Genomic DNA, 23,241 nt, shown 5'->3' on the forward strand with positions numbered 1-23,241 from the left:
CTCGTGAGTCTCTCCATCGAGCTGGGAACTACCCGGCAACACACATCTCGGCCGAGCAGACCCTCTCACCACCTCTGGGTCTGACCATATCGCTTCTGGCTCAATTGGAAACGAAGAACGCCGATGGGAGCTGGCAACCGTTCCTAGGAATGCCACTTGTTCGCGAAACTTCATCCCACCCGAGCGCTATTCATGACCCTTGCCATCACCGCGCTGGCCGGGTTCATGGCGGTGTTCGTCAGCAAGGTCGACGAGCGCGGCGCCGATGCCGCCGTGCTGCTGCCACATGGCCAGTTGGTTCCCGAGATGCCTGAAACCGGCTTCCCGAGAATCCTCGGCAGCCGCACCACCAACAACAACGGTGGTTCGGTCGTGTACGCCGCCGATCAGGTCGGCAACTACATCGTGGCCGGCGGCAGCTTCACCCAGATCGAGCTGCAAGATGGCACGACACTGCAGCAGAACTACTTCGCAGCGTTCGACATCGACACCAAGCAGATGGTGTGCGCCGGACAGTTCCAGTTCGATCGCGAGATCCGCTCGTTCGAACCCGGCGCAAGCCCAACGCAGGTGTACGTGGGCGGCAAGTTCCGCAAGGTCACCGGCTCTGATGGCATCGAGCGCACCCGAAACAAGGTCGCTCTCATAGACCTGGCCGACTGTTCGGTCAGCACAGACTTCGTGTCCATCGGCGCCAACGGCAAGATCACCGCCATCCACCGCCTGGGCGATCGGTTGTTCGTGGGCGGCGATTTCACCACAATCGGTGGAGCCGACGTCGAGACCATCGCCGAGTTGGACGCCACAACCGGTGACGTCCGCACCCAGTTCGACTTCGTCACGAACAACGAAGGATGGGGCCGGGTCATGGACATCGGCACCACCCCAGACGGCAACCGACTGGTCTTCGGTGGACGCTTCGGCAACATCAGTGGAAACGGCCTCACCGTCGCAGCACCCACGGCCGTAATAGACATCTCCGACCCGAACGCACCTGCTCTGACGTCGCACGAGTCGACCGGATACGCAGGTGGCGTCGGATACATCACCGACGTGTCCGTGTCGCCCGATGGTTCGGTCATCGGCGTGTCGGCAGGCAAGGCCACCAGCGCCGACTATGTGTACCTGGTCGACGCTACCGACGGCCGCCAGAGCTACCGCTGGCGCCACTACATGCGCGACTCCACCTTTGCCATAGGCGTGTCCGATGCCGCCGTGTACGTGGGCGGGCACTTCTGCAAGGTCGACACGGGCCCCGGCCCAACCGATGTCATGAGCCCCAAGATGGGGTTCAACGTGTGCACCGGATCGGGTAGAGCCGGGGGCGCCTGGCGCACGCAGATAGCCGCCCTCTCGTTGACGGACGGCACCCCACTGGCCTGGAACCCGGGCAGCGACGCCTGGGTCGGGCATCGCGAGTTCACCATCACCACCCGCGGTTTGTTGACCGGCTTCGACGGCAACCGGGTGAACGACCGCCGAGTCGGTTCGCTTGCGTTCTTCGACCTCGGCCCCGACGCCGAAGACAACACCGCACCGTCGCCAGTTCAGTTCACGGCGCCGGCAGCTGGGGCCCAGGTAAACAGCCCCGCGACCATCAGCGGTACGGCAACCGACGACGTCGGCGTGTCGCACTTCTTGCTGAAGATCCAATCCGCCGACGGCCGCTGGGTCCAAGCCGACGGTTCTCTGGGTCAGGCAGAGTTCGAACGCACCGTCTTCGCCGATCAGTTCGGCGGGTTCGAGGTGCAGATCGCCAGCCCGGCCGGCAGCTACGTCGCTTCGGCGGTCGCCGTCGATCACTTCTTCAACCAGTCGCCAACGGCCACCACGCTGGCATTCACCCAGACCGGATTCGAACAGAACCCACCGGTCACCACCATCGAGTCCGACGGGCTTGTCGGCCTCGAGACCCGAGCCGTGGTGAGCGGTGTCGCCGAGGACGATTCGGTGGTCGACCAGATCGTCGCCCAGGTACGCACCAGCGACGGTCGTTGGGTCGCCGACGGCGGCACCATCGTCGACCAGCAGACGGACTACCCGGTGTCGATAGTCGGCCGGGCTCTGGGTAAGCCCCGGGTCCGCTGGGAGGTCGACCTCGGCGGGTTCATGCCACCCGACGTCTACACCGTCGATGTCACCGTCAGCGATGCGTCTGGCAACTCGGTGTCTGCCAGCGCAACCATCGAGGTAGCCGACAGGCCACCGTTCGCCCTCGACGCCGCATTGGCCGGCCAAACCGGCGGAACCCTGCGCAACGACGGCTCGTACACCCTGGGCTATGCATTCACGCTCGACCAACCACGCGAGGTTTCCGCTCTGGGCATCCGCGATGCGAACTCGAACGAGATCCTGGACAATCCACGTCCTGCCAGCGTCGCCATCTGGAGGGTTTCGAACCGCCAGTTGATGGCCCAGGTCGAGGTCGCCCCAGACACGGTGCGCCGCGACGGCTGGTTCTACGCCAACGTCGACGGAATAGTCACCCTCGAGGCAGGCGTCGAGTACGTGATCGGTTTCGAACGGTTCGTCGACGGCGAAGGCTTCGTCAACTTCGACGTGACCCCCGCACCCATCGACGGCGTGCTGGTGACCCGACGGGCCTACCAGACCGGCGCCAACGGCATTGTCTACCCGGCCCAGATGACCGGCGGCACCACGGGCTACGGCATGCCCAACATGTTGCTGCGCGTGCCGGTCGACACCACCCCCACCGTCGCCATCACCGGCCCCCAGACGTGGAACCTCGACGACGAGGCGCTGCGCCTGACAGCCACAGCCGGAGACAACCTGGGTGTCGCGTCGATCGAGCTGACCGCCCAACACCAAGACGGCCGGTGGCTGACGTCCAACGGTGACCTCGTCGCTACTCGCACCCCAGTCGACGTCGAGCTCGACGGAGCCGGCGAGGTCAGTGCGGCTGCACGGTCGGCCGAGATAGTCGCTCCCCCGGGTAGGTACACGGCCACTGCTCTGGTCACCGACGTCACCGGCAACACCAGCAGCGCCACCGCAACGTTCAACGTCGGACCGGTGGCGTTCGACGACTCGAACGCTCTGCTGAGCCAAACCGGCGGCACCTTCCGCACCGACAACAACTACGTGCTGGGCTACACGTTCACTCTGGACGAGGCGCGAAGCCTGCTGGGTCTGTCGATCTTCGACGCCAACCACAACGGCATCAACGACAACCCGCGTGCGGCCCAGGTTGGCGTTTGGCGACGAGACAACCAGCAGCTGGTGGCATCGGTAGACGTACCTGCCGACGCTCCGGTTGTCGACGGATGGTTCGGCAGCGAGCTGGCCACGCCGGTAGACCTTCAGCCAGGGGTCGAATACGTCGTCGGATTCGTCCGCATGTCCGACGGAGAAGGGTTCTACAACCCCGACGCCACCGTCACGCCTACCGCGGGGATGCGAATCATTCGGTCGGCGTGGGTCAGCTCGACAACGCTGCGATATCCGGGCAACCAGGGCGGTGCGTCGGCAGGCTACGGCTCTCCCAACCTCACCCTCGGCGTGCCTCGCGACGGCCGACCGGCCCTGGTCGTCGACCAGCCGCCCGCGCAGATCCTGGCCGAGGAATCGTTGACCATCGAAGGCACCGCGACCGACAATGCCGCCGTAGCCACAGTGGTCGCCACACTGCAGGCTGCAGACGGTCAGTGGGTTGACGCCGACGGAAACCTCGGCGCTCAGCGGGTCGAGTTGCCCTTGGCCATCGGAGGCGCAGGCACACCCCAGCTGACCTTCCGCGGCGAGGTCACAACGGTTCCGGTCGGTTCATACACACTGGTCGTCGAAGCAACCGACGGAGCGGGAAACACCACGGCCGAAACGCGCCAGCTCACCGTGACCAACGACGGGCAGGTGGACCCGATCGTGGTCATCGACCAGCCCACGGGACAGCTTCCGAACGGCCAGCCGGTGGTCGGCAGCGGATCGGTTTCCGACAACGGCGCGGTCGCATCGATCGTCGCCGAGGTGCGGTCGGCCGACGGGCGCTATCTGCAAGACGACGGCACGCTGTCAGCGACGCCAAACCAGTTGAACGTCGCCACCGTGGGTCTTGGTTCGCCGACCGCAACATGGTTGTTGGAGGCCGGATTGCTCGAGCCCAACGACTACGAGCTGACCGTCATCGCCACCGACGGCATCGGAAACACTGGCTCGGCGACCTCGCAGTTCACCGTGACCAACGACGGTGGAGGCGGCGACAATCAGGCACCTGTGGTCGCCGACGTGCCGGCCCAGAACCTGACCGTCGGCAGTGCCGTGGACCTCCAGGTCCAGGCCGTCGATCCAGAGGGCGCATCGCTGACGTACACGGTCGACTCGCTGCCTGATGGCGTGACGCTGAGGTCGACAGGCCGCCTGTTCGGCACAGTCACCACACCGGGCGCCTTGACCTCGACCATCACCGTCAGCGATCCGCTGGGCGCTTCGACCGACGTCACGGTTGCATGGACCATCACGGCCGGACCAGTCGACCCGCCGGTCGATCAGTTCTCGTGTGTGGCCACACCGAACCTCGACGGAACGGTGACGCTGCGTTGGACCGCCGTCGCTGGCGAAGACGCATACGTCGTCCGCAAGGACGCCGGACAGTCGTGGTACGCCAATGCGGGCAACGTCTTGACCTACGTCATCCCGGCCAACGATGCAGCCATGGGCCCGTTCGCCATCCGATCGCGTGTCGACGCCGTGGTCACCGATGCTCCATGTGATCCCGACCCAGACGTCGAACCGCCGGTCGAGGCCTGCCTGGCAACATTGCAGGGCGACGGGTCGCTTCTGCTCACCTGGACCGGTTTCGACGACATCGACACGTTCCAGATTCGCCAGGCCGACAACACCCTCTGGTACGCCACCCTCACCCAGGTCGACCAGTTCCTGATACCCGCCGACGACGCAGACGCCGGTCCGTTCTGGCTGAGGGTGCGCCGCACGGGCCAGACGATCAACACGGAGTGCACCAATGGCTGATCGATCTGCACACCGCGCCATCGCACTGCTGGTGTTCGGAGCGCTGGCTTTGGCTAGTTGCTCCGCGACATCGGAGGGCGCCGAACCGGTGCCCACCAGCAGCGCAGCATCCGACGTATCGGCCGACACCGAGACGGTGGGCATGGACGATTTCATCGGCGTCGAGTTGCTCAGCGCCGTCGAAGCGCCCGCAGGCATCAGGGTCCCCGACGAGGATGGCCCCGACGGCGAACAGATTCCCGACGTGTTCGTCGATGAGGTCGATGAGCGACTGTCGGTCGACAACGCCGATGTCGTGGTTCATGTTGTGCATGAGCCTGGGCTCACATCGCCCCAGTCGACGACGGTGTTCGCCGGTTCGGTGGTTGCGGTGGCCGTCCGCACCCCAATCGAGGCCGATCTTGCTGTGGCCGGCCTCGGTGGGTCGGTTCCGACCAACGGCGATGCGGCGGTCGTTGTCGTCGACGCCGACCGACTCGGCACCTTCGACGTCACCGTCGGAGCCGAGGTAGTGGCCAGAATCGTGGTCGTCTCCGGTTGACTGTCCCACCCCCCTGTCATCGTTGAGGCCAGTCGAAGCGACGGTTCGCTTCCCTCAGACAGGAGGTCCACGACATGACCACACGAATGCCGCCCGATAGACGAGCCAGGCTCGAGCACATCATGGCCGGTTTGGCGGCTGGCGACGATGCCCTGATCGTCGCGTTGATGCGCGAGTTCGCACCCGAGCTCGAGCGTGCCGCACGTTTCCACGCCCAGTCGGTCACAACAGCGCCCGTCACCGACGGCGAGATCACCGGGCTGGTCGCCGACTTCGCGTTCGCCATTGCGGCGGTCGCAAAGAGCTGGCGAGCAGACGGTGGCGCCCTGCCGTGGACCTTCGCCCGAGCGGCCCTTCGACAGGTCGCCATAGACGTTCTGGTTACTCCTGCCGAGATGCGCACCAGCCTCGACGACGGCAAGTTCGGCGATATCGCCGATGAGGGTTCCCGGGCACTCGGCTGCGACGAGGGCGAGTGTCTCGGAACCCTCATCGACCTCGCCCAGCGCGTGCCGGCCGTGCAGGCCGTCGTGTCTCGGTGGGACGGCGTGCCCGATCTGCACCTCGAGATTGCCCTCGAGTACCGGATGCAACAGATGCAGGGCGATCCGTCAGCGGCCGCCACCATCGCCGAGCGCTACGGCAAGTCGACCCAAAATGTCCGCCAAATCGCCAGTCGGGTGTGGCGTCGGGCAGACGGCGCACATCCAGACATGATGGTGTCGTGAATGAGGTGCCAGGCATCGACTCCAAGGCGGCCGCCGAAATGGCCGCGTTGATCGAGCGATTCGCGCGCCGCTACGCAGCCGACGGCTTCACCCACCCGCGGATTGCCGCGGCGGTGGTCACCGCCAGAGGTTGGGCCGGGCTCGACCGCCCGACGTTCGCCGACAATCTGGGCATCACCGTCGACGAGGTCGAGCAAGCCGAAAGCGGAGGCGTTGGCGCCGATGCGTTGCCCGAACAGCTCGCCGACAGGCTCCGCCAGCTAGGAATCTCGCTGTCGTAGGTCGGTCACTTTGGGTAGGCACCTGCGCTCAACGGAGCACAACTTTCGGAGTGTTTCAGTATTTACTGCGTCGTACTGATGTGAGATAGTCGAAGCCGAACACGTCAGACACTACTTTTAGTGACTATGAGGAGACCGGTGGGCAAGCTTCGCATGTTGGCAATCTCGTTGATTGGCATGGGTCTCGCTGCATCGTGCAGCGCCAGTTCGGACTCCGCCGATCTCGTCGAGTTGACGACCACATCGACGATCGCCACAACCACTAGCGCCCAGCCATCGTCGAGCACCACCGAAGCCTCCACCACGACGTCTCAGGCTCCCACGACGACTTCCGAAGCCACCCCAACCACCAGCCTCGAGCAACTCACCGCCGAGATCGAAGCCGACCTCCAAGCCGGCCAGACAGCCTTTCCGACCGATGGAAGACCACTCATGAGGCCGACCGATCGTCCTCGGACGATGGTTCACCGAAGATGGACTGCCGCGCGACTGTCGACGCTCTCATCCCTGGTGGAACGTGGCCAAGCCGTAGCGAGCGGCACATACGACGAGGTCGTCGTCGAGAGCGCGACGCCGCTCGATGGAGGATCGGTCCTCGTTGTCTATTGCTTGACCAACGACGCTGTCGTTCTTCGACACCACCTCGGGCTCGATAGTCGACGACCTGGTCTATTCGTTCAGATATTCACTGTGTCCACTGGCCAAATTCGGCTGGCAAGCCGATCGCAGCCAACAACTGTCAGTCCGCGAGGGCAGACATGCGGGTGACAGCGGCGGTCTGTCATCGCCCTCCTCGTGTTCCCTGCCCGGCCGTTGATGGCCGGAGTCGGGGGAGACGACGGCGACAACGAGCCGCCGGTGACGACGAACGATGACACCGACACCGTTCTTGTCATCATTGCCGGCGGTGAGGTCATCACCGTTCCAGGATCGTCAGGGCAGCCGACGTGTACCTATCGCAAGCTCAGGGTCGGCGAGATCACGATGGGGCCCGACCTCACGCCAGACGAGGCCAACGAGTTCATCGTCTCGTCGGCCAACCCAAACACGTTCCTCTACCTGGTGACCTGCGCTTGGCCCAACGGCGAGCTGACCTACGACTACACGTGGATCACCGAGACCAGCCCGCCGACGAGGTCGCCCGAGCCCGCGCCGAACTGGCCGAGATCTTGCCCCCACCCAGCCCACAGATGTCGCCGGCGACCGACGTGAACCACCTGGTGGGGACTGCAGACCTGGGTCTGGCTGGACCCCGCCGGCCTGGCACCCGTGACTGTCACGGTCGAGATCCCGGGTCTGGCAACAACGGCTACCGCTAACCCGGTAGGCATTCGATTGAACCCGGGCGACGGAACCAACCCCATCGACTGCGATGGGCTCGGCCACCCATACACCGAGGGTGCCGATCCATCACAAGCTTGCACCCACACCTACCAGTACATCTCCGAGCACTCGGCCACCGGCACGTGGGACTTCACCACGACCGTGGTCTGGGAGGTGACCTGGACCAACTCGAACGGCGATGCCGGCACCGCCGATCCGATCGACACCGAGACGATCACCCCGCTGCAAGTCGTCGAACTGCAGGCCAGAACCACCAACGACTGAGGACGATCGAAAGCCCGATGCTCTAGGTCAGACGGTGCAAGGCGTCGGCCAACACCGGCCAACACGTGTCGAGCATCAGGTCGTGGCCCCCGTCGAGCACCTCTAGGTCGGTGTCATAGGCATCGGCCAGCGCCTGCTGTTCTGCCACCGTGAAGACCTGGTCGTACCGACCGGCGATCACATGCACCGGAGTGGCAACCCGATTGGGCTTGACACGCCGCAGCGTCATCGAAGCGATCGCCAGTGCAGACTCTCCCTGCAGTCGCTCGAAGGTGTGGCGCACAGTTGCCTCGGGCGTTTCCGACGAGAAGAAGAGATCTCTCGTGAGATCCACCGAGCCGACCAACCGATAGAAATCGGCCGTTGCCGCCGCCGACAGGGCTGGCGCGGGATGCCGTCGAATAGCCCTTAGATATGGCACCAGAGTGCCGTGCCGCGGCACCGAAGCGACCAATACCGCCTTGCGAACCGAAGCCCGTTCCAGGAACCGCTGAACCACATAGCCGCCCATCGAGTGCCCCACCAGGATCGGCGGCTCGACACAGGTGCCAACCGCCGAGCTGACCGCCTCGACATAGGCACCCGCTGAGTTCCACTTGCGAGAGCTGTCGCCCGGGCGATCGTGACCCGGCAAGTCGACCACCTCGACCTCATGTCCGCGCTCGCGCAGCGAAGCAGCGACGTCGTCCCAACACCATCCCCGTGCCAGGCACCATGTACCAAGACGAACTGCGCCATGCCGGGCAACCTAGTTCAGGGACCCGCTGATTCACATCGCTCGACAACTCACCGATACGGTTCGGGTCATGGAAATCGAGCAGGCATGGCTCGAACCGACATGGTTCATCGACAGCGACAGCCCAGAGGTCGAGCAGTACGCAACAGACGCCGCTGGGGGTGCCACCGACCCCACCGAGGTCGCCGTGCGGCTGTTCCACGCGGTTCGAGATGGGATCCGCTACGACCCCTACAACGTTTCGCACGACGCAGGGGCGTTCCGCGCCAGCACCATCGCACGTTCAGAGGTCAACTGGTGTGTTCCCAAGTCGGTGTTGCTGACCGCAGCGGCCCGTAACAGGGGCATTCCGGCCCGGCTGGGGTTTGCCGACGTCCGCAACCACCTCACCAGCCCCAAGCTGCGCGAGCGCATGGGCACCGACATGTTCCTGTGGCACGGCTACAGCGAACTGCTGCTGGGTGGCCGATGGTTCAAGCTCAGCACCGCGTTCAACATCGAGCTGTGTCAGCGCTTCGGTGTGAAGGTTCTCGAGTTCGACGGCACCGACGACGCCCTCATGCACCCATACGACGAGTCGGGCAACCGCCACATGGAATACGCCCGCCAGCGCGGCTCGTACGACGATCTGCCCCTGGACGAGATCCTCGAAACCTTCCGAACCGACTACCCCCGGTTCACCGGAGCTGCCAAGGGCGCAGCCGAAGCCGGCGACGACGCCTTCGCCTAACCCCACCCTCATCGATTCAAGGCACCAGGAGGCGGCCGATGGCCCCGAAGATCCGCCGAGTGGTAACGGGCCACGACGAGCACGGCAAGGCCGTGGTCGTCAGCGACGAGTACGCCACCCAGATACTGATACGCGCCAGCCGGCCCGGGGTCACCATGACCAACCTCTGGCAGACGGACGAAACCCCAGCCCGCTTCGACGGCGCCGAAGAGTCGCTGACCGAGCCGTTCGTGCTGCACCCGCCCAAGAACGGCACGATCTTTCGCATCATCGAGTTCTTGCCCGAAGACCCGACGTCCTGGCAGACCCTCGACGGCAAGACCGCATTTGCCGAGATGGGCGCCAGCCACAACATCGTCGAGGGTGCCCGCCACCCGTTCATGCACCGGACCGACTCGGTCGACTATGCGGTCATCTTGTCCGGATCGATCACCATGCTGCTGGACGAAGAACAAGACGACGTGTTGCTGCACGCGGGCGACGTAGTAATCCAGAGAGGCACCAACCATGCGTGGTCGAACAGGGGCACCGAGCCCTGTCACATCATGTTCGTGCTGATCGACGCAACCGCCTGAAGCCCGAGCCCGCCCCACCCGACACAGCGGGCGCCAGACGCAGGTCTGGAGTGAAGCAATTACGCAGGCCGGCCGACACCACGAACACGACACACGTGGCGGTGGCACCGAGCACCAGATACATCACGACGAGCTGAATGAGAACGGCATCGAGCGGATCGACGCCGGCCAACAACAGGCCGGTCATGGCACCGGGAAGGGCGATCAGACCCACCACGTTGGTGCGCTCGATCTGAGGAATCAGCGCGTTCGCCAGATCGCGTCCGGCAAAGCGCACCACCCCGGCCCGATCGAACCCCAGCGCCAGCAGATGCTCGATTTCGCCCGGCCGGTTCTGGACCAGGTCGACCACAGACTTCGCCGCCAGCACAACACCGGGCAACACATTGCCAATGGTGATTCCGGCGATGACCACCACGCTGACCGGGCTGTAGTCCAGCACGCCAAGTCCGAACACAACGGCCAGGCTCAACCCCGTGGTAGCCAGGGTCACCGTCATCGTCAGTCGCCGACCGCCCGGGATGGCCGGCGCTCGTCTGTGTGCAACCAGGCCGGTTATTGCGACCATGACCAGCACCCAAGTCCACGCAAGCAGATCGTCGAGGTCGCTGTCGAAGACCAGCGTGAACAGATAGCCGACCGCGACCAGCTGCACTGCGGCACGCAGCGAGGCGACCACAATGCGATGCTCGATGCCCAAGCCCCGCCAAAGCGACAGCGCGATGGCCACGGCGATCAGAACCCACGAGACCGCCGCCTGCCAGAACTCGATCGATGCCGACACCGGCTCAGTCTGTCGCAAGCTCCTCGATGAGAGCCAGAGCACCATCGACGCCACGATGCCAACCGGGTTGGACGATCAGCCGATCGACCCCCATCGCCGCATAGGCCTCCAAGTCGGCTTCGTGCGGGCGACGCACCGGCGTGATCGAGATCTCGAGTGGTCCGAGCCAATCGGGGCGCTCGACCTCTGCCGCGATTCTTTCGAGCCGGGCCAGATCGTCGGACGCTGTCTCGAGATCGCGCATGAAGCCATACCAGCCGTGCGCCATCTCGACCGCCCGCCGAAGCGCCCGGTCGCTGTGGCCCCCGACAACGGTGTGAATCTGCGACTGCACCGGCTTGGGGTTGGCCGTGACCGACTGGAAACGCACGAAATCGCCCTCGAACGAAACGGCATCGCCAGACCACAGCGCACGCATTGCGGCCAGATACTCGTCGGCACGCTCGCCTCTGCGAGCCATCGGGGTCGAGCACGCCGTCATCTCGGGCTCTAGGTAACCCACGCCGAGACCGAAGATCAGCCTGCCGCCACTGACATGGTCGAGAGAGGCCAGGCTCTTGGCCAGCACGGCCGGCTGGCGTTGCGGGAGGATGATGATCCCCGAACCCAGCTTGATGGTCTCGGTAGCTGCTGCGATGTAGGCCAGCGCAACCGCGGTGTCGACCATCGGCGTCTCTGGAGGGGCGGGCGAAGGTGGCGCCTGCGGATCTGGAAGCACGATGTGTTCGCCGGTCCACACAGACTCGAAACCCGCGTCCTCGGCGGCCTTTGCGACCTTGGCGAGGTTGGCCGGCAACCCGGTCTCGCCCATGTTGATACCGAACAATCCGAGCTTCATCGCATCCTCCATCCGAGGGCCGGGGCCGTTCCTAGTCTGTCGGTTCCAGCGGTGTCAGCACGAAATGGCCGTGGCACAAGGCAACCGGCTTGTCGCGCGACTCTTGCCACAGCTCGGACCTGACATTGGCGACGCGCCGCCCGCGACGGGTGACAATGGCCCGCCCGTAGGTGACCGGACCCTGCGCCGACCGCAGATAGTCGAACGACACGTCGACGGTGCGGGGCAGGCTGGCCGACTCGAGGTCGTACAGCAGCTGCAGAGTCGCCGTCAGTTCGAGCATGGCACCCACCACACCGCCATGCAGCGCTCCGATGGTCTGGTTGCCGATGAGGTCGTCCTTCGACCGCAACACGGTGATGACCTCGTCACCCATCTGGTCGACCTCGATGCCCAGAAAGCGCGCATAGGGCACATAGTCGACCAGGGCCGCTATGTCGCGGCCCCGCCCTTGGGCCCGAAGCTCGTCGAGGAACTTCACGACGGCCCTCCCTGGGTCCTCGGCGTGTTGGGGGTGCCGATCATGAACGCTGCCGTGCACATGGCGATCGGATCGCCCGGGTCTTCGTGGAACGCCGTGGCGCGCACGAACGAGATGTTTCGCGTGCGCCTGATGATTTCGGCCCTGGCCACGATGTCGCTTCCGGGCGTGGCCGGGCGCATGTAGTCGATCCGCATATCGAGGGTGGCGATGGCGGTCTCGCCCCGGTTCCCGTCGGGCGGCCTGGCGACGAACCCGGCCGCATTGTCCAGCAGTGCGGTGATGGCTCCGCCGTGTATGACCCCTGTGTCCGGATCGCCGACCAGGTCGTCGGAATATGGCAGCACCAGGTCGCACACATCGCCGCTGTGCGCAGCGACCCTCATGCCCAGCCGTCGGGCATGAGGGACGTGCGCCAGATACTCGTTGGCCTCGTCGACGTCGACGTCCACGCCGACTGGTTCGTCAGCGGACAACACACCAACCGTTGTCGATGACCACCCGCTCGTTGTCGGTTCCGACCGACGCAAGGGTCTGGTAAACCCAGCCTCCATCGCCGCCCCACATGCGGACCGTCAGCGATTCACCCGGAAACACCGGGCTCGAGAACCTCGAGTCCATCGACACGAACCGGGCCGGATCACCGCCCGCCAGCGTGTGCAGAAGGGCTCGCCCGGTGAAGCCATAGGTGCACAACCCGTGCAGGATCGGCTTGGGGAAACCGGCCAGTTCGGTGGCAAACCACGGATCGCTGTGCAGCGGGTTGCGATCGCCACTGAGGCGATACGTCAACGCCTGATCTGTGCGGGTTTGGTACGTCACCTCGTGATCGGGCGTCGAGTCGGGGGCAAAGACCGTGGGTGCGGTATCGCCGGACTCGCCGCCGAAACCACCCGACCCGCGGATGACCAGGGACGAACGGGTGGTGAACACCGGTTCTCCGCTGGCCTTGTCGACGGCCTCGGTTTCGAGGTCGATGATGGCGTGTTTGCCCTCGCCCTTGTCCCACATGCCGGCGATGCGGTTGATGCAGGTGACTGTGGCGTCGGGCTTGAGCTCCTGGTGCAGGGTGACACCCTGCGAGCCGTGAAGCAGCCGACCCCAGTCGACGTCACCCGCCGCAGCCAAGGCGTTGCCCGCCCCCAACACCACGGCCATGGTCGGCAAGACCCGCTGGGTGATGCCGTGGCTGTTCTCGGTTGTGAACTCGAGCTCGTCGGCGGGGTCGACGGCACCTGCGCCGACACCCACCGCATACAGCAGGGCGTCCTTTGACGTCCACGAACGATCGGTCGGTTCAGACTCGGCCCCGACAGCGTTGGCGTTCAGACCCACGATGTGCCCCTACTCGGCCAGTCCGCCGTCGAAGTCGTCGCCGGCCATATTGGCGTTCAGCCTGGCCTTGCGAACCAGATCCTTGGCGACCTCACCGATCTTGGTCGGATCGTCGATGGGGTCGGCGCTGGGGCCCTTGTGCCAGCCCTCGGCGACCGCCAGCTCGCGCCCAGACACCTGGAAGATGCGGCCGGTGACGCCTGCGCTCTCCTCGCTGGCCAGCCACGTGACGATGGGGGCGATCCAGCGTGGCGACATGCGCTCGCGGTCTTCGCCCTCGAGCGAACCCATGCCCAGATCCTCGGTCATGCGAGTGAGTGCACCCGGCGACACGGCGTTGACCGTGACCCCATAACGTGCGAGCTCGCGGGACGCGATGACGGTGAAGCTGGCGATGCCGGCCTTGGCGGCGCCATAGTTGGTCTGGCCGACGTTGCCGTAGATACCCGACACCGACGTGGTGTTGATGATGCGACCGCTGACCTGCTCGCCCGCCTTGACCTTCTCGCGCCAGTACGCCGCGGCCCAGCGAGCCGGAGCGAAGGTGCCCTTCAGATGCACCTGGATGACCGCGTCCCACTCGGCTTCGGTCATGTTGGTGAGCATGCGGTCGCGCAGAATGCCGGCGTTGTTGACCACGACGTGCAAGTCGCCGAAGTTCTCGACGGCCATGTTGATCATCCGCTGGGCGCCCTCCCAGCTCGAAACGTCGTCGCCGTTGGCGACCGCCTCGCCGCCCATGCCCTTGATCTCTTCGACCACCTGCTGAGCGGGCGACAGATCTCCGGTGGAGGTTCCGTCGCGCTCGCCGCCCAGATCGTTCACAACGACCTTGGCGCCGTGCTCGGCGAGCATAAGGGCGTGCTCGCGCCCGATACCTCTGCCGGCTCCGGTGACGATCGCGACCCGACCTTCGCACAACCTGCTCATAGCTATCCATCTCCTGGTGACAGTTGACAGCATCGTGACACCTGAACGGCGGCGACCTCAATTCGGGCCGCGCGGGGCGTACCATCGTTCGCCGTGCGTTCACTCTTCTCGATGCCCAGATGGGCGGCCGCGACATCGGTCGTCGCCCTGCCGGTGGTGCTACTCGTCGGCGTGTGGCTGGGCGACGGCCTGAGCCACAGCGGCGAGGTCGCCCGCAACGTCCACATCGCCGGCGACACGGTGGGTGGTCTGGGCGAAGACGACCTCCAAACCAAGGTCCAGTCGCTGGCCACTCGGTTCGAGCAGACCCCGATAATCATCGAAACCCCCGACGACGAGATCGAACTCGATGCGGGTCGCCTGGGCGTACACGTCGACGTCGAGAAGACCGCAAACGCAGCCATGAACGCAGCCGGCATGCGCAACCCGGTCTCGTGGATCTCGTCGTTGTTCAACCCCACCGGCTCGGACCTGGTGTTGGGGTTCGACCCGCAGGTCGCCGAAAGTGGCCTCGAGGGGCTCAACCTGGTGCGCACCCAGCCCACCGAGGGCCGCCTCGATGGTTCCAGCGGCCAGCTGCAACTGGTGCCCGGAACGCCGGGACAACAGCTCGACATCGATGCCGTGATCGCCGCCATCCCGGACGCGGTTGTCTCTGGTGAGTCACCCATCCGGGTGCAAGCCCAGTGGACCACCCTCGAGCCGCGCTATGGCGAAGCCGAGTTCGCTCCCCTGATCGCCGAGGCCAACGCCATCATCAACAGCGGCGCCCAGATCCAGGTCAACGACTTCGTGACCACACTGCCCTCCGAAACCGCCGTCAGGTGGTTCTCGTCCGAGTTCAACGAACAGGGCGAGCCAGAGCTGGTCTTCGATAGGGAAATGGCCGTGGCCGACATCGAGGCGTTGATGGCCGAGGGTGGCGTCAGCGGCAGCAGCGAACCGATGTTCACCGTGGCCGACAACGAGGTCAGTGTGACCGCAGCACAAGACGCCCAGATCTGCTGCGAGGACAACGCCCTCGACGTACTGATCGAAGCGCTGCAGGCACCAGACCACGACCCGTCTGTGCCCGTGATGTTGCCGGTGCGCACGGCAACCCCGGAAGAGGCCATCGCCGCGGCCGAGGAGATGGGCATCATCGAGTTGGTGTCAGAGTTCACCACACCGCACAACTGCTGCGAGAGCCGTGTCACCAACATCCAACTCTTCGCCGACCTCGTCAGGGGCACCATCATCGGCCCAGGCGAAACCGTTTCCATGAACGGAATCGTCGGCCAACGCACCACCGAGAAGGGCTTCGTGGGTGGCGGCTTCATCCAGAACGGCGTCATCGTCAGCGACATCGGCGGCGGCGTCAGCCAGTTCGCCACGACGATCTTCAACGCAGCGTTCTTCGCCGGCCTCGAGTTCCCCGAGTATCAGGCCCATTCCATCTACATCAGCCGCTACCCGTTCGGGCGCGAGGCGACGATCAGCTGGCCCAAACCAGACCTGAAGATCTTCAACCCCACCGAGTACTCGATTCTGGTGTGGCCCACCTACACCGACACGTCGATCACGGTTCAGATGTACTCGACCAAGGTGGTCGATGTGGAACAGACCGACCAGTCGGTGTCGTGGAACGGTGTGTGCCGCAACGTGGTCACCGAGCGCACCCGCAACTGGCTAGACGGCCGCACCGAGGTCGACACGGTAACCGCGCGCTACCGCCCAGAGGGCCAGAATTGCGACGGCTCGCCCAGCGACCCCAGCGTCACCACGACCACCGAAGCCGAGGAAACAACAACCACCACAGACGCCGGTTCGACGACCACCACGTCTGAGGGAACCGCCTCGACCACCACGACCACTGCGGCAACGTCGTCGACCACCACCACGACCACGGCTGCAGCCACTACTACAACTACCGCAGCAACCACGACCACGACCGCAGCCACAACAACTACCGCGGGCGGCTGACGCTTGCAGCGCCGCACGTTCTTGTCGCTGGCCGCGGTCGGTGCGGCTACTGCATGCACCGGCGGCGGCAACAGCGATTCTGCGGTCACCACCTCGGTCAGCCCGGCGCCAACCACCGGCGCCCCCACGACCGAACCGACCGGGCCGGCCGAAACGGCCGCAACCACCACGACGATCCCGTTTCAGGCCGGCATAGGTGCCGCCCCGTTCGGCCTGGGTGTGGCAAGCGGCGACCCCAGCACCGACGGCTTCGTCATCTGGACTCGCCTCGTCGACGGCTCGGCCGGCAACCCGGTGTTCTCGGGCCCTGTCGAGGTGTCGTGGTGGGTCGCAACCGAGCCCGGTGCCGCGGCCGTGGCCAGCGGCACCACCATCACAGACGAAACCCTGGGCCATAGCGTGCACGTGGTCGCCGAAGGACTATCGCCCGACACCGTCTACTTCTACGGCTTCGATGTGGGAGGTGTCGCCTCGCCCATGGGGCGCTCGCGTACCTCGCCCACTTCGGCCGCCTCGACGCGGGTTGCCTTCGCCAGCTGTCAGCACTACGAGGATGGCTACTTCACCGCCTGGGATCACATCGTCGAAGACCAGCCAGACATGGCCATCGTGCTCGGCGACATGATCTACACACGTTCCGGCACAGAACCCAAGGTTCGCGAGCACGGCACCTCCACCCCCGGTGACCTCACGGCGTTCAGGCGACGATGGGCGCTGTACACCGCCGAAGAGCCCCTGCAGAGGGCCCGCGCGTCGATGCCCGTGTGCGCTGTCTGGGACGACAACGAGGTGCTCAGTAACTATTCGGCAGACTCGCCCAGCGGCGCGCAGCCCACGGCCGAGTTCGCGGCACTCCGCCAGGCCGCCTATCGAGCTTGGTGGGAGCATCAGCCCGTTCGCACCGGGCCGCCGGACGAATCGGGCGCGCTGCAGATCTATCGGAAGCTCGACTGGGGTGATCTGGCAACCCTGTGGCTGCTCGACGAACGTCAGTATCGCAGCGCTCAGGTGTGCGAGCGTCTCGAGGCATTGCCGGCGATCGAGGCGTGCGAAGCCATCGACGATCCGTCCAGAACCATGCTGGGCCAGGCCCAGGAAGAGTGGCTCGACGAGGGCATCTCAGGGTCCAGGGCAGTGTGGCAGTTACTGGCGAGCCAGACCGTGGTGGCCGACTGGCTCATCGAGGTCGGCGACATCGCCGGGTTGAACAACGACCAGTGGGACGGCTACTCCCCCGCCCGCGACCGCCTGCTGGCGACCTTGTCGAAAGCCGACCGAGCCCTGATCGTTTCTGGCGACGTGCACCTGGGCGCTGTCAACATGGTGCGCGGCCCCAACGACACCGCCTTCACCGAACTGGTGACGCCCAGCATCTCGAGCGCCCTCGACGATCGTCTGGCCCTCGGCCTCGAGCTGACCGTCGCCGCCAGCGACGACGTCGCCTACTTCGAGACCCGCCACCACGGATACGTGCTGGTCGACATAACCCCAGGCCTTGCGACTGCGACCTTCCGTCACGTCGACCCGGCTTCGCCCAGCAGCCCCGCGGCCAACGGCCCCATCGTCGAGGCCAACGGCCGCGGTGCCTTGGCCGTCACCCGGTGAAGGCCCCCAACCCACGCCCAATCCGCGCTCACCACCCGTAGGATCGGCGGCCGTGACAAGTTCCCGCGACGAGGTTTCGATCGACCACGAGGTGGTCATCGTCGGCGCCGGGCCCGCCGGAGCCGCCGCCGCAATCGAGCTCGCCCGCAGCGGCGTCGACGCCCTGCTGGTCGACAAAGCACAGTTTCCCGCGACAAGTGCTGCGGCGACGGCTTGACCACGCTGGCACTGAGACTTCTGGACGACCTGGGTCTGGACCCGGCGATGGTCGAGTCTTGGACCGATGTCGACGACGTCTACATCCGCGCCCCCAATGGCCGGGTGCTCGAGCTACCGCTGCCCGCGACCGCGGTCGCTTCGCTGCCATCGCAAGCCGCGCCGACCTCGATGCGGCTCTGGTGCAACGAGCCCGAGCCGAAGGTGCCACCGTGACCGAGGGCTCGAAGGTGGTCGACGTCGTTCCGCAACCCGGCCACATCCGCGTCGCGTTCGATGACGGCCGCAGCATTGCAGCCTCCCATGTCATCGCCGCCGACGGCATGTGGTCGCCTGTGCGAAAGATGCTTCACCTCGACCAGCCCGGCTATCGCGGCGAGTGGCATGCGTTTCGCCAGTACAGGCGCGCCAGTGGCCCCGAAGCACGCAAGCTGTGGGTTGGTTCGAGCCCGACCTGCTGCCCGGGTACGCATGGTCGTTTCCCCTGACCGGGCAAACCGTCAACGTCGGGTTCGGCGTGGTGCGCGGCGACGAGTTGTCGGGCAAGAAGATGGCTTCGCTGTGGCGCGACCTGTTGAACCGGCCGCACATCGCAGAGGTTCTGGGCGACAACGAGCCCGAAGGGCCGCATAGGGCCTGGCCCATCCCGGCGAACATTCCCGACGTTTCGCTGGTGGGTCCGCGCACGATGTTCGTTGGTGATGCGGCCCGCGCCACCGATCCGATGAGTGGCGAGGGCATCGGTCAGGCGCTCGAGACGGGAATCCTGGCGGCCCGTGCCATCGTCGAGCACCGAGGCGAAGCCCCGCACAATGCGTCGGCCGCCTATGAAGCCGCGGCGCGCAAGGCGCTGGTGGCCGACCATCGAATGGCAGCGGGCCTGTCAAAGCTGCTGAGCTTTGGGCCCGTCGCCAACGCTTCGTTGGCAACCGTCGACCTGAACGACTGGACCCGCCGCAACTTCGTGCGATGGCTGTTCGAGGACTATCCCAGAGCAGCCGTGTTCACACCCCGCAGGTGGCACCGCCGCCTGTTCACCTCAGACGGCGCCTACGTCGAGTAGCCGCACAGCGGCGGGTGGCGTCGTTACAGGTCGGCGATCATCGTCTTGAGCTTGTCGACCAGAGCTGCCTTGTCGGCGGTGGTCGAAGCCAACGGAGAGATGTTCAGGTAGGTGACGCCGGCGTCCCGCAGGGCGCGCAGCCGCTCCTTGACGAAACTCTCGGGGCCGATCAGCGACGCCGACGCCAACAACTCGTCGGGGATCATCGCCTCGGCTTCCTTCTTCTGGCCCGACAGGTAGAGGTTCTGGATCTCCTCTGCCTCGGCCTCGAATCCATAACGCCTCAGCACGTTGTTGTAGAAGTTGCGGCCCTTGGCGCCCATGCCACCGAAGTACAGGGCGGCCATCGGACGGCTGAGATCGCGAAGATGCTCGACACCTTCGCCGATGGCCACGGCCGACCCGGCGATGATGTCCATCTGCCCCAACGAGGCATCGCGCTTGGCATAACCGGCCGCCAGCGCGTCACCCCAGACCTGGTCGGCTCGCTCGGGCCAGAACCAGATAGGAAGCCATCCGTTGGCCAGTTCGGCGGTCATCTCGACGTTCTTGTCGCCGAGGGCTGCCACGATGATCGGAATCGACTCGCGCACCGGGTGATTGATCAGCTTCAGGCTCTTGCCGAGCCCCGTGCCCTGACCTTCGGGCAGCGGCACGTCGTAGTACTTGCCGTGGAACTCGACCTTCTCGCGACGCCACACCTGGCGACAGATCTCGATGGTTTCGCGGGTGCGGCCCAACGGAGCGTCGTATTCGACCCCGTGGAAACCCTCGATCACCTGAGGGCCCGACGCCCCCAGGCCAAGCACGGCACGACCACCCGACAGGGCATCGAGACCGGCGGCGGTCATCGCCAGGAGAGTTGGCGTGCGCGTGTAGACGGGCAAGATCCCCGAGCCGATCTCGACGGTCTGGGTGCGGGCCGCCAAGAAACCCATCACGGTGACGGCGTCGAAGCTGTAGGCCTCGGGAACCCACACTGCGTCCAGGCCGGCCTGCTCGAGTTCGACGATCTCGTCGATGGCGGCGAGGTAGTCACCCGAGTAGTTGAGAAGCGTTCCGACCTTCATTGGACCTCCGTCAGCGAACCTGGGCCGAGCCTAATGGGCGCCCGGCATCTTCGATTCGATCCAGTCGTCCATCTCGGCCCACCGATCGAACAACCACAGTTCGCGCTCTGCCAGCGAATCGGGAATCTCCGATCGCTCGAATCGCCACACCTTCAGATCGACGTCGCGCTGCAGTGGGATCGATCGCCAACACGTCACCGGATCTGTCAGTTGGTCCATACCCGAGTGACCCACGATGACCACCGCCGCGTCTTCTGCACCGTCGAGAAGTGCCGACGTGCCGGCGATGCGCGGTGCCAGCAGGTGCCGCAGAGCACGCGCTCTTTCCGCCAGATCGGGCCGTTCGCTGTCGAGGCGCTTCAATATGCGCTCACGCCGCTTTTCTCGTACCAAGCCGCCCTCGGGGAAGATCACGAACGCGGTGTTCTCGTCTGAAGCCTCGGTCAGTCGCTTCAGCGCCACCACCTCAGAGCGCATGTCGCTGGCCTCACGGCGGACAAAGAACTGGGGAGACCAATGACCGAACAGGTCCAGCGAAGGCTCGCGGTTGAGGCCCGCAGCCAACACGACCCGCAGACGGTGGCCGCCCAGCGCTGCCAGCCATGTGGGCACGTACACGTCGGCCAGGCTCTCGTGCCTGGACGCCACGATGACACGACCCGCGAACACCGACGGGTCGATCTGGTCATAACGGATTCGCAGGCCGATGAGGCGAAGAATCCGCAGCATCACCCTGATCCACATCTCGATCGTGGGGTTGACCATGCGTTGGCCATGCTCGGTGAAGATCGTGCGGCCGAAGCCGGTCATGATCCACACCATCAGGCCCCAGACCTGAACCACCACACACACGATCAGGTAGGCCACGGCGACCAGGAGGATCCGCACCGTGGTCAGCTTCCACCGCCTGAACACCACATCGACGATCAGGGCGATGACCAGCAGCAATGGGAACAGGCCGACGACGGCGACAGCGGCCAACACGACGCCCGGTATCAACCAGGCGCGGCGCAACAGCTTCGAGGTCGTAGACCCTTGAGGCCGGGGCAAGCTCACCGGGAGATACTGACAGATCGCGCAGCCGGGTATGGTCGTCGGCCGTGAGCTTCTGCACGTTCTGCGCCATCGAGGCCCGCCAATCGCCGGCCCAGTACGTCTACGAGGACGAGCACGCGATCGCTTTCATGGATCTGCTGCCGATGACCGCAGGACACTGCCTGGTCATCCCCAGGCGCCATGTGGTCGATGTCTGGGACCTCGACGACGACGACGCCGCCCACGTCATGACGGCCGTCAAGAACACAGCGCACATCATCCGTGAGCGCCTGCAGCCGTTGGGCCTGAACGTGCTGAACAACAACGGGCGCCACGCCGACCAGTCGCAGTTCCACTTCCATTTCCACCTGATCCCGCGCTACGGCAACGACCGCCTGCTGCACCCCTGGGAGCGCACCTTCGGCAACCGCGATCAGATTCGTTACGTGGCCGAGATCTTGCGTGGCGAACGCGACCTGCCTGCCGATCAATAGTTGACGTCGCTGAAGGGCGCCCGGTCGGTGGCGAAGTGCAGCGCCGCTCGGTCGGCATCGCCTTCGACACGACCCGCAGCCGCCAACACCCGCGCGTCGACTGCTCCGAAATAGACCGAGGCCCAGTCGGCGGCGTCGGCGACGATCGACGGCTGGTCGTCGCAGCGCTCGCACCGCCCGCGGCCATCCGCAATCGTCAGCCGATAGGCGCCCGATTGGTCTTCGAACGTGCGATCGCGGAACCCGATGACCAGTTGGCCGTCGACCGGGTAGGTGCGAGCCTCGAACGCTGCGACGGGGTCCAGGATGCGTCCCCAGTTGTGGTCTTGAACCGACACCGTCTCTACGGCGCGCATGTCGGAGAACATCCACTCGAGGAAGTCGTCGCTGGGTCGAAAGCCTTCCACCTTGCGAACCAGATCGAGCGACGTGACGAACGCCCACAGCTCCATCTCGGCTCGGCGGTTGAGCCCGAACGCCATCGACACCTTGACCGTGTAACTGGGGCCCCGCTCGGTCCACGTCGACACAACCCGATACATGACGCACGCATCGATCTCGCCCGCGGTCTCGTGAACCGCGTAGAAGCGGTCGGACGCTCCGTCGCGGTCGGCTTCATAATCGGCGAAGATCCGCTCCCAGATGCTGTCGGGGACCGTGACCATCGCCGGAATGTCGCGGCCAGACCGTCGTCGCAGCCCCGGCATCACCCGGCGCGCCTCTTCCACATCGATGAACCGAACCGACCCCGAAGGCGTGAAGTCTTCGCGCAACTGGGCGCGGGTGGTGTCGATCTCGCGCTTGGCCGACACGGCGATGCGCCCGAACCCGAAGCGCCCATAGATCGGAGCCTCCGATGCCGTCAGCGTGGCCATGACCAGCCCGCCGCTGCGCATGTCGCTCAACTGGCGCTGCATCAGCGAGTTCAGTAGGCCGCGGCGACGATGAGTGGGCAGCACTCCAACGCCGGTGACGCCACCGGCCGGCAATGGGTCTGAGCCCGGGATGGACACCTCCATGTCGAAGGCCGCTGTGCCACCCACGACCTCGCCGTCGATCTCGGCGACATAACCCCAACTGCCCCCGTACGAATCGAGCCAAGGCTCGACCATGTCGTCGGGATCGGGTGCCACACCGAAGGCGCGGCTGTCGATGTACTTGATACGCGGGCGATCGTCGGACGTGAAGCGCCTGACCGTGCTGGAACACATGCCGTGATTGTTGCCCACCGGCCACACCATGT

27 protein-coding genes are annotated in these 23,241 nt (G+C 65.4%); 15 read left to right on the forward strand and 12 right to left on the reverse strand.

The features are described from left to right. Positions 1–192 precede the first annotated feature (192 nt). From R2770_15025 to R2770_15040, 4 genes are all read left to right on the forward strand, one after another. A complete protein-coding gene (locus R2770_15025; protein MEZ5281772.1) occupies positions 193–4,986 on the forward strand; it encodes a putative Ig domain-containing protein in 4,794 nt (1,597 codons plus the stop codon). After that, positions 4,979–5,527, forward strand: a complete 549-nt coding sequence (locus R2770_15030) for a hypothetical protein (protein ID MEZ5281773.1) — start codon at positions 4,979–4,981, stop codon at positions 5,525–5,527. The genes R2770_15025 and R2770_15030 overlap by 8 nt, the downstream gene beginning before the upstream one ends. Before the next feature lie 74 nt (positions 5,528–5,601). Then, positions 5,602–6,255: a hypothetical protein gene (locus R2770_15035; protein ID MEZ5281774.1), complete on the forward strand. Its 654-nt coding sequence runs from the start codon at positions 5,602–5,604 to the stop codon at positions 6,253–6,255. After that, positions 6,252–6,536 carry a hypothetical protein gene (locus R2770_15040; GenBank protein MEZ5281775.1) on the forward strand — a complete coding sequence of 95 codons (285 nt, stop codon included), beginning with the start codon at positions 6,252–6,254 and terminating at the stop codon, positions 6,534–6,536. Before R2770_15035 ends, R2770_15040 begins: the two co-directional genes overlap by 4 nt. A 104-nt stretch (positions 6,537–6,640) precedes the next feature. Here the strand turns inward: R2770_15040 and R2770_15045 are convergent, their stop codons facing one another. After that, on the reverse strand, positions 6,641–6,826 hold the full coding sequence (locus R2770_15045; protein ID MEZ5281776.1) for a hypothetical protein: 186 nt from the start codon (positions 6,824–6,826) through the stop codon (positions 6,641–6,643). A 211-nt stretch (positions 6,827–7,037) separates the two neighbouring features. After that, positions 7,038–7,178: a hypothetical protein gene (locus R2770_15050; protein MEZ5281777.1), complete on the reverse strand. Its 141-nt coding sequence runs from the start codon at positions 7,176–7,178 to the stop codon at positions 7,038–7,040. Between the two features lie 216 nt (positions 7,179–7,394). Here R2770_15050 and R2770_15055 point away from each other — a divergent pair, with 216 nt between their 5' ends. Next, the gene (locus R2770_15055; protein ID MEZ5281778.1) at positions 7,395–7,748 is read left to right on the forward strand and encodes a hypothetical protein; all 354 of its coding nucleotides are present in this window, start codon (positions 7,395–7,397) and stop codon (positions 7,746–7,748) included. A gap of 57 nt (positions 7,749–7,805) precedes the next feature. Continuing rightward, positions 7,806–8,144, forward strand: coding sequence for a hypothetical protein (locus R2770_15060; protein MEZ5281779.1), 339 nt, complete (start codon positions 7,806–7,808; stop codon positions 8,142–8,144). A 22-nt stretch (positions 8,145–8,166) separates the two neighbouring features. On the opposite strand, the gene R2770_15065 is transcribed toward R2770_15060, so the two are convergent. After that, positions 8,167–8,853: an alpha/beta hydrolase gene (locus R2770_15065; protein ID MEZ5281780.1), complete on the reverse strand. Its 687-nt coding sequence runs from the start codon at positions 8,851–8,853 to the stop codon at positions 8,167–8,169. A 97-nt stretch (positions 8,854–8,950) separates the two neighbouring features. Here R2770_15065 and R2770_15070 point away from each other — a divergent pair, with 97 nt between their 5' ends. Both R2770_15070 and R2770_15075 read left to right on the forward strand, forming a co-directional pair. Next, on the forward strand, positions 8,951–9,610 hold the full coding sequence (locus R2770_15070; protein MEZ5281781.1) for a transglutaminase family protein: 660 nt from the start codon (positions 8,951–8,953) through the stop codon (positions 9,608–9,610). A gap of 38 nt (positions 9,611–9,648) precedes the next feature. Then, positions 9,649–10,185 (forward strand): cupin domain-containing protein, encoded by a 537-nt coding sequence (locus R2770_15075; protein MEZ5281782.1) that lies wholly within the window; start codon positions 9,649–9,651, stop codon positions 10,183–10,185. Here the strand turns inward: R2770_15075 and R2770_15080 are convergent. Genes R2770_15080 through R2770_15105 form a run of 6 tightly spaced genes read right to left on the reverse strand, consistent with a single transcriptional unit; the run spans position 10,154 to position 14,553 of the window. Beyond that, positions 10,154–10,969: an ABC transporter permease gene (locus R2770_15080; GenBank protein MEZ5281783.1), complete on the reverse strand. Its 816-nt coding sequence runs from the start codon at positions 10,967–10,969 to the stop codon at positions 10,154–10,156. The genes R2770_15075 and R2770_15080 overlap by 32 nt on opposite strands. Before the next feature lie 4 nt (positions 10,970–10,973). Continuing rightward, entirely contained in the window at positions 10,974–11,807 is an 834-nt protein-coding gene (locus R2770_15085; GenBank protein MEZ5281784.1) for a TIGR03619 family F420-dependent LLM class oxidoreductase, read from the reverse strand. A 31-nt stretch (positions 11,808–11,838) separates the two neighbouring features. After that, entirely contained in the window at positions 11,839–12,288 is a 450-nt protein-coding gene (locus tag R2770_15090; protein MEZ5281785.1) for a PaaI family thioesterase, read from the reverse strand. Beyond that, a complete protein-coding gene (locus tag R2770_15095) occupies positions 12,285–12,764 on the reverse strand; it encodes a PaaI family thioesterase (protein ID MEZ5281786.1) in 480 nt (159 codons plus the stop codon). The genes R2770_15090 and R2770_15095 overlap by 4 nt, the downstream gene beginning before the upstream one ends. Further along, on the reverse strand, positions 12,754–13,623 hold the full coding sequence (locus tag R2770_15100) for a MaoC/PaaZ C-terminal domain-containing protein (protein ID MEZ5281787.1): 870 nt from the start codon (positions 13,621–13,623) through the stop codon (positions 12,754–12,756). The genes R2770_15095 and R2770_15100 overlap by 11 nt, the downstream gene beginning before the upstream one ends. 9 nt (positions 13,624–13,632) lie before the next feature. Continuing rightward, complete coding sequence (locus tag R2770_15105) at positions 13,633–14,553, reverse strand: SDR family oxidoreductase (GenBank protein MEZ5281788.1); 921 nt, start codon at positions 14,551–14,553, stop codon at positions 13,633–13,635. Between the two features lie 93 nt (positions 14,554–14,646). On the opposite strand from R2770_15105, the gene R2770_15110 reads away from it, so the two are divergent. The 6 genes from R2770_15110 to R2770_15135 are packed head-to-tail and all read left to right on the forward strand — an operon-like array spanning position 14,647 to position 19,399. After that, positions 14,647–16,515, forward strand: a complete 1,869-nt coding sequence (locus tag R2770_15110; GenBank protein MEZ5281789.1) for a VanW family protein — start codon at positions 14,647–14,649, stop codon at positions 16,513–16,515. 3 nt (positions 16,516–16,518) lie between these two features. Beyond that, on the forward strand, positions 16,519–18,120 hold the full coding sequence (locus R2770_15115) for an alkaline phosphatase D family protein (GenBank protein MEZ5281790.1): 1,602 nt from the start codon (positions 16,519–16,521) through the stop codon (positions 18,118–18,120). A 52-nt stretch (positions 18,121–18,172) separates the two neighbouring features. After that, positions 18,173–18,337, forward strand: a complete 165-nt coding sequence (locus tag R2770_15120) for an FAD-dependent oxidoreductase (GenBank protein MEZ5281791.1) — start codon at positions 18,173–18,175, stop codon at positions 18,335–18,337. Beyond that, positions 18,334–18,552: a hypothetical protein gene (locus R2770_15125; protein ID MEZ5281792.1), complete on the forward strand. Its 219-nt coding sequence runs from the start codon at positions 18,334–18,336 to the stop codon at positions 18,550–18,552. Before R2770_15120 ends, R2770_15125 begins: the two co-directional genes overlap by 4 nt. Beyond that, positions 18,519–18,824 carry an FAD-dependent monooxygenase gene (locus R2770_15130; GenBank protein ID MEZ5281793.1) on the forward strand — a complete coding sequence of 102 codons (306 nt, stop codon included), beginning with the start codon at positions 18,519–18,521 and terminating at the stop codon, positions 18,822–18,824. Before R2770_15125 ends, R2770_15130 begins: the two co-directional genes overlap by 34 nt. Beyond that, complete coding sequence (locus tag R2770_15135; protein ID MEZ5281794.1) at positions 18,770–19,399, forward strand: hypothetical protein; 630 nt, start codon at positions 18,770–18,772, stop codon at positions 19,397–19,399. Before R2770_15130 ends, R2770_15135 begins: the two co-directional genes overlap by 55 nt. A gap of 23 nt (positions 19,400–19,422) precedes the next feature. Here R2770_15135 and R2770_15140 read toward each other — a convergent pair whose 3' ends face one another. Together R2770_15140 and R2770_15145 are read right to left on the reverse strand one after the other, a co-directional pair. After that, on the reverse strand, positions 19,423–20,469 hold the full coding sequence (locus R2770_15140) for an LLM class F420-dependent oxidoreductase (GenBank protein MEZ5281795.1): 1,047 nt from the start codon (positions 20,467–20,469) through the stop codon (positions 19,423–19,425). A gap of 30 nt (positions 20,470–20,499) precedes the next feature. Then, entirely contained in the window at positions 20,500–21,525 is a 1,026-nt protein-coding gene (locus tag R2770_15145) for a 1-acyl-sn-glycerol-3-phosphate acyltransferase (protein MEZ5281796.1), read from the reverse strand. Positions 21,526–21,569: 44 nt separating this feature from the next. Here R2770_15145 and R2770_15150 point away from each other — a divergent pair, with 44 nt between their 5' ends. Next, complete coding sequence (locus R2770_15150) at positions 21,570–21,998, forward strand: HIT domain-containing protein (GenBank protein MEZ5281797.1); 429 nt, start codon at positions 21,570–21,572, stop codon at positions 21,996–21,998. Here R2770_15150 and R2770_15155 read toward each other — a convergent pair. Next, on the reverse strand, positions 21,992–23,227 hold the full coding sequence (locus tag R2770_15155; protein MEZ5281798.1) for a GNAT family N-acetyltransferase: 1,236 nt from the start codon (positions 23,225–23,227) through the stop codon (positions 21,992–21,994). The two genes, R2770_15150 and R2770_15155, sit on opposite strands and share 7 nt — an antisense overlap. Positions 23,228–23,241: the final 14 nt, after the last annotated feature.

Source organism: Acidimicrobiales bacterium (genome assembly GCA_041394185.1).
Classification (GTDB): Bacteria; Actinomycetota; Acidimicrobiia; order Acidimicrobiales; family Poriferisodalaceae; genus JAAETH01.

Bases quoted from the DNA above. Each gene is read 5' to 3' on its own strand.
- R2770_15025 (MEZ5281772.1), top strand. From the start codon at position 193: ATGACCCTTGCCATCACCGCGCTGGCCGGGTTCATGGCGGTGTTCGTC.
- R2770_15030 (MEZ5281773.1), top strand. From the start codon at position 4,979: ATGGCTGATCGATCTGCACACCGCGCCATCGCACTGCTGGTGTTCGGA.
- R2770_15035 (MEZ5281774.1), top strand. From the start codon at position 5,602: ATGACCACACGAATGCCGCCCGATAGACGAGCCAGGCTCGAGCACATC.
- R2770_15070 (MEZ5281781.1), top strand. From the start codon at position 8,951: ATGGAAATCGAGCAGGCATGGCTCGAACCGACATGGTTCATCGACAGC.
- R2770_15075 (MEZ5281782.1), top strand. From the start codon at position 9,649: ATGGCCCCGAAGATCCGCCGAGTGGTAACGGGCCACGACGAGCACGGC.
- R2770_15085 (MEZ5281784.1), bottom strand. From the start codon at position 11,807: ATGAAGCTCGGATTGTTCGGTATCAACATGGGCGAGACCGGGTTGCCG.
- R2770_15105 (MEZ5281788.1), bottom strand. From the start codon at position 14,553: ATGAGCAGGTTGTGCGAAGGTCGGGTCGCGATCGTCACCGGAGCCGGC.
- R2770_15140 (MEZ5281795.1), bottom strand. From the start codon at position 20,469: ATGAAGGTCGGAACGCTTCTCAACTACTCGGGTGACTACCTCGCCGCC.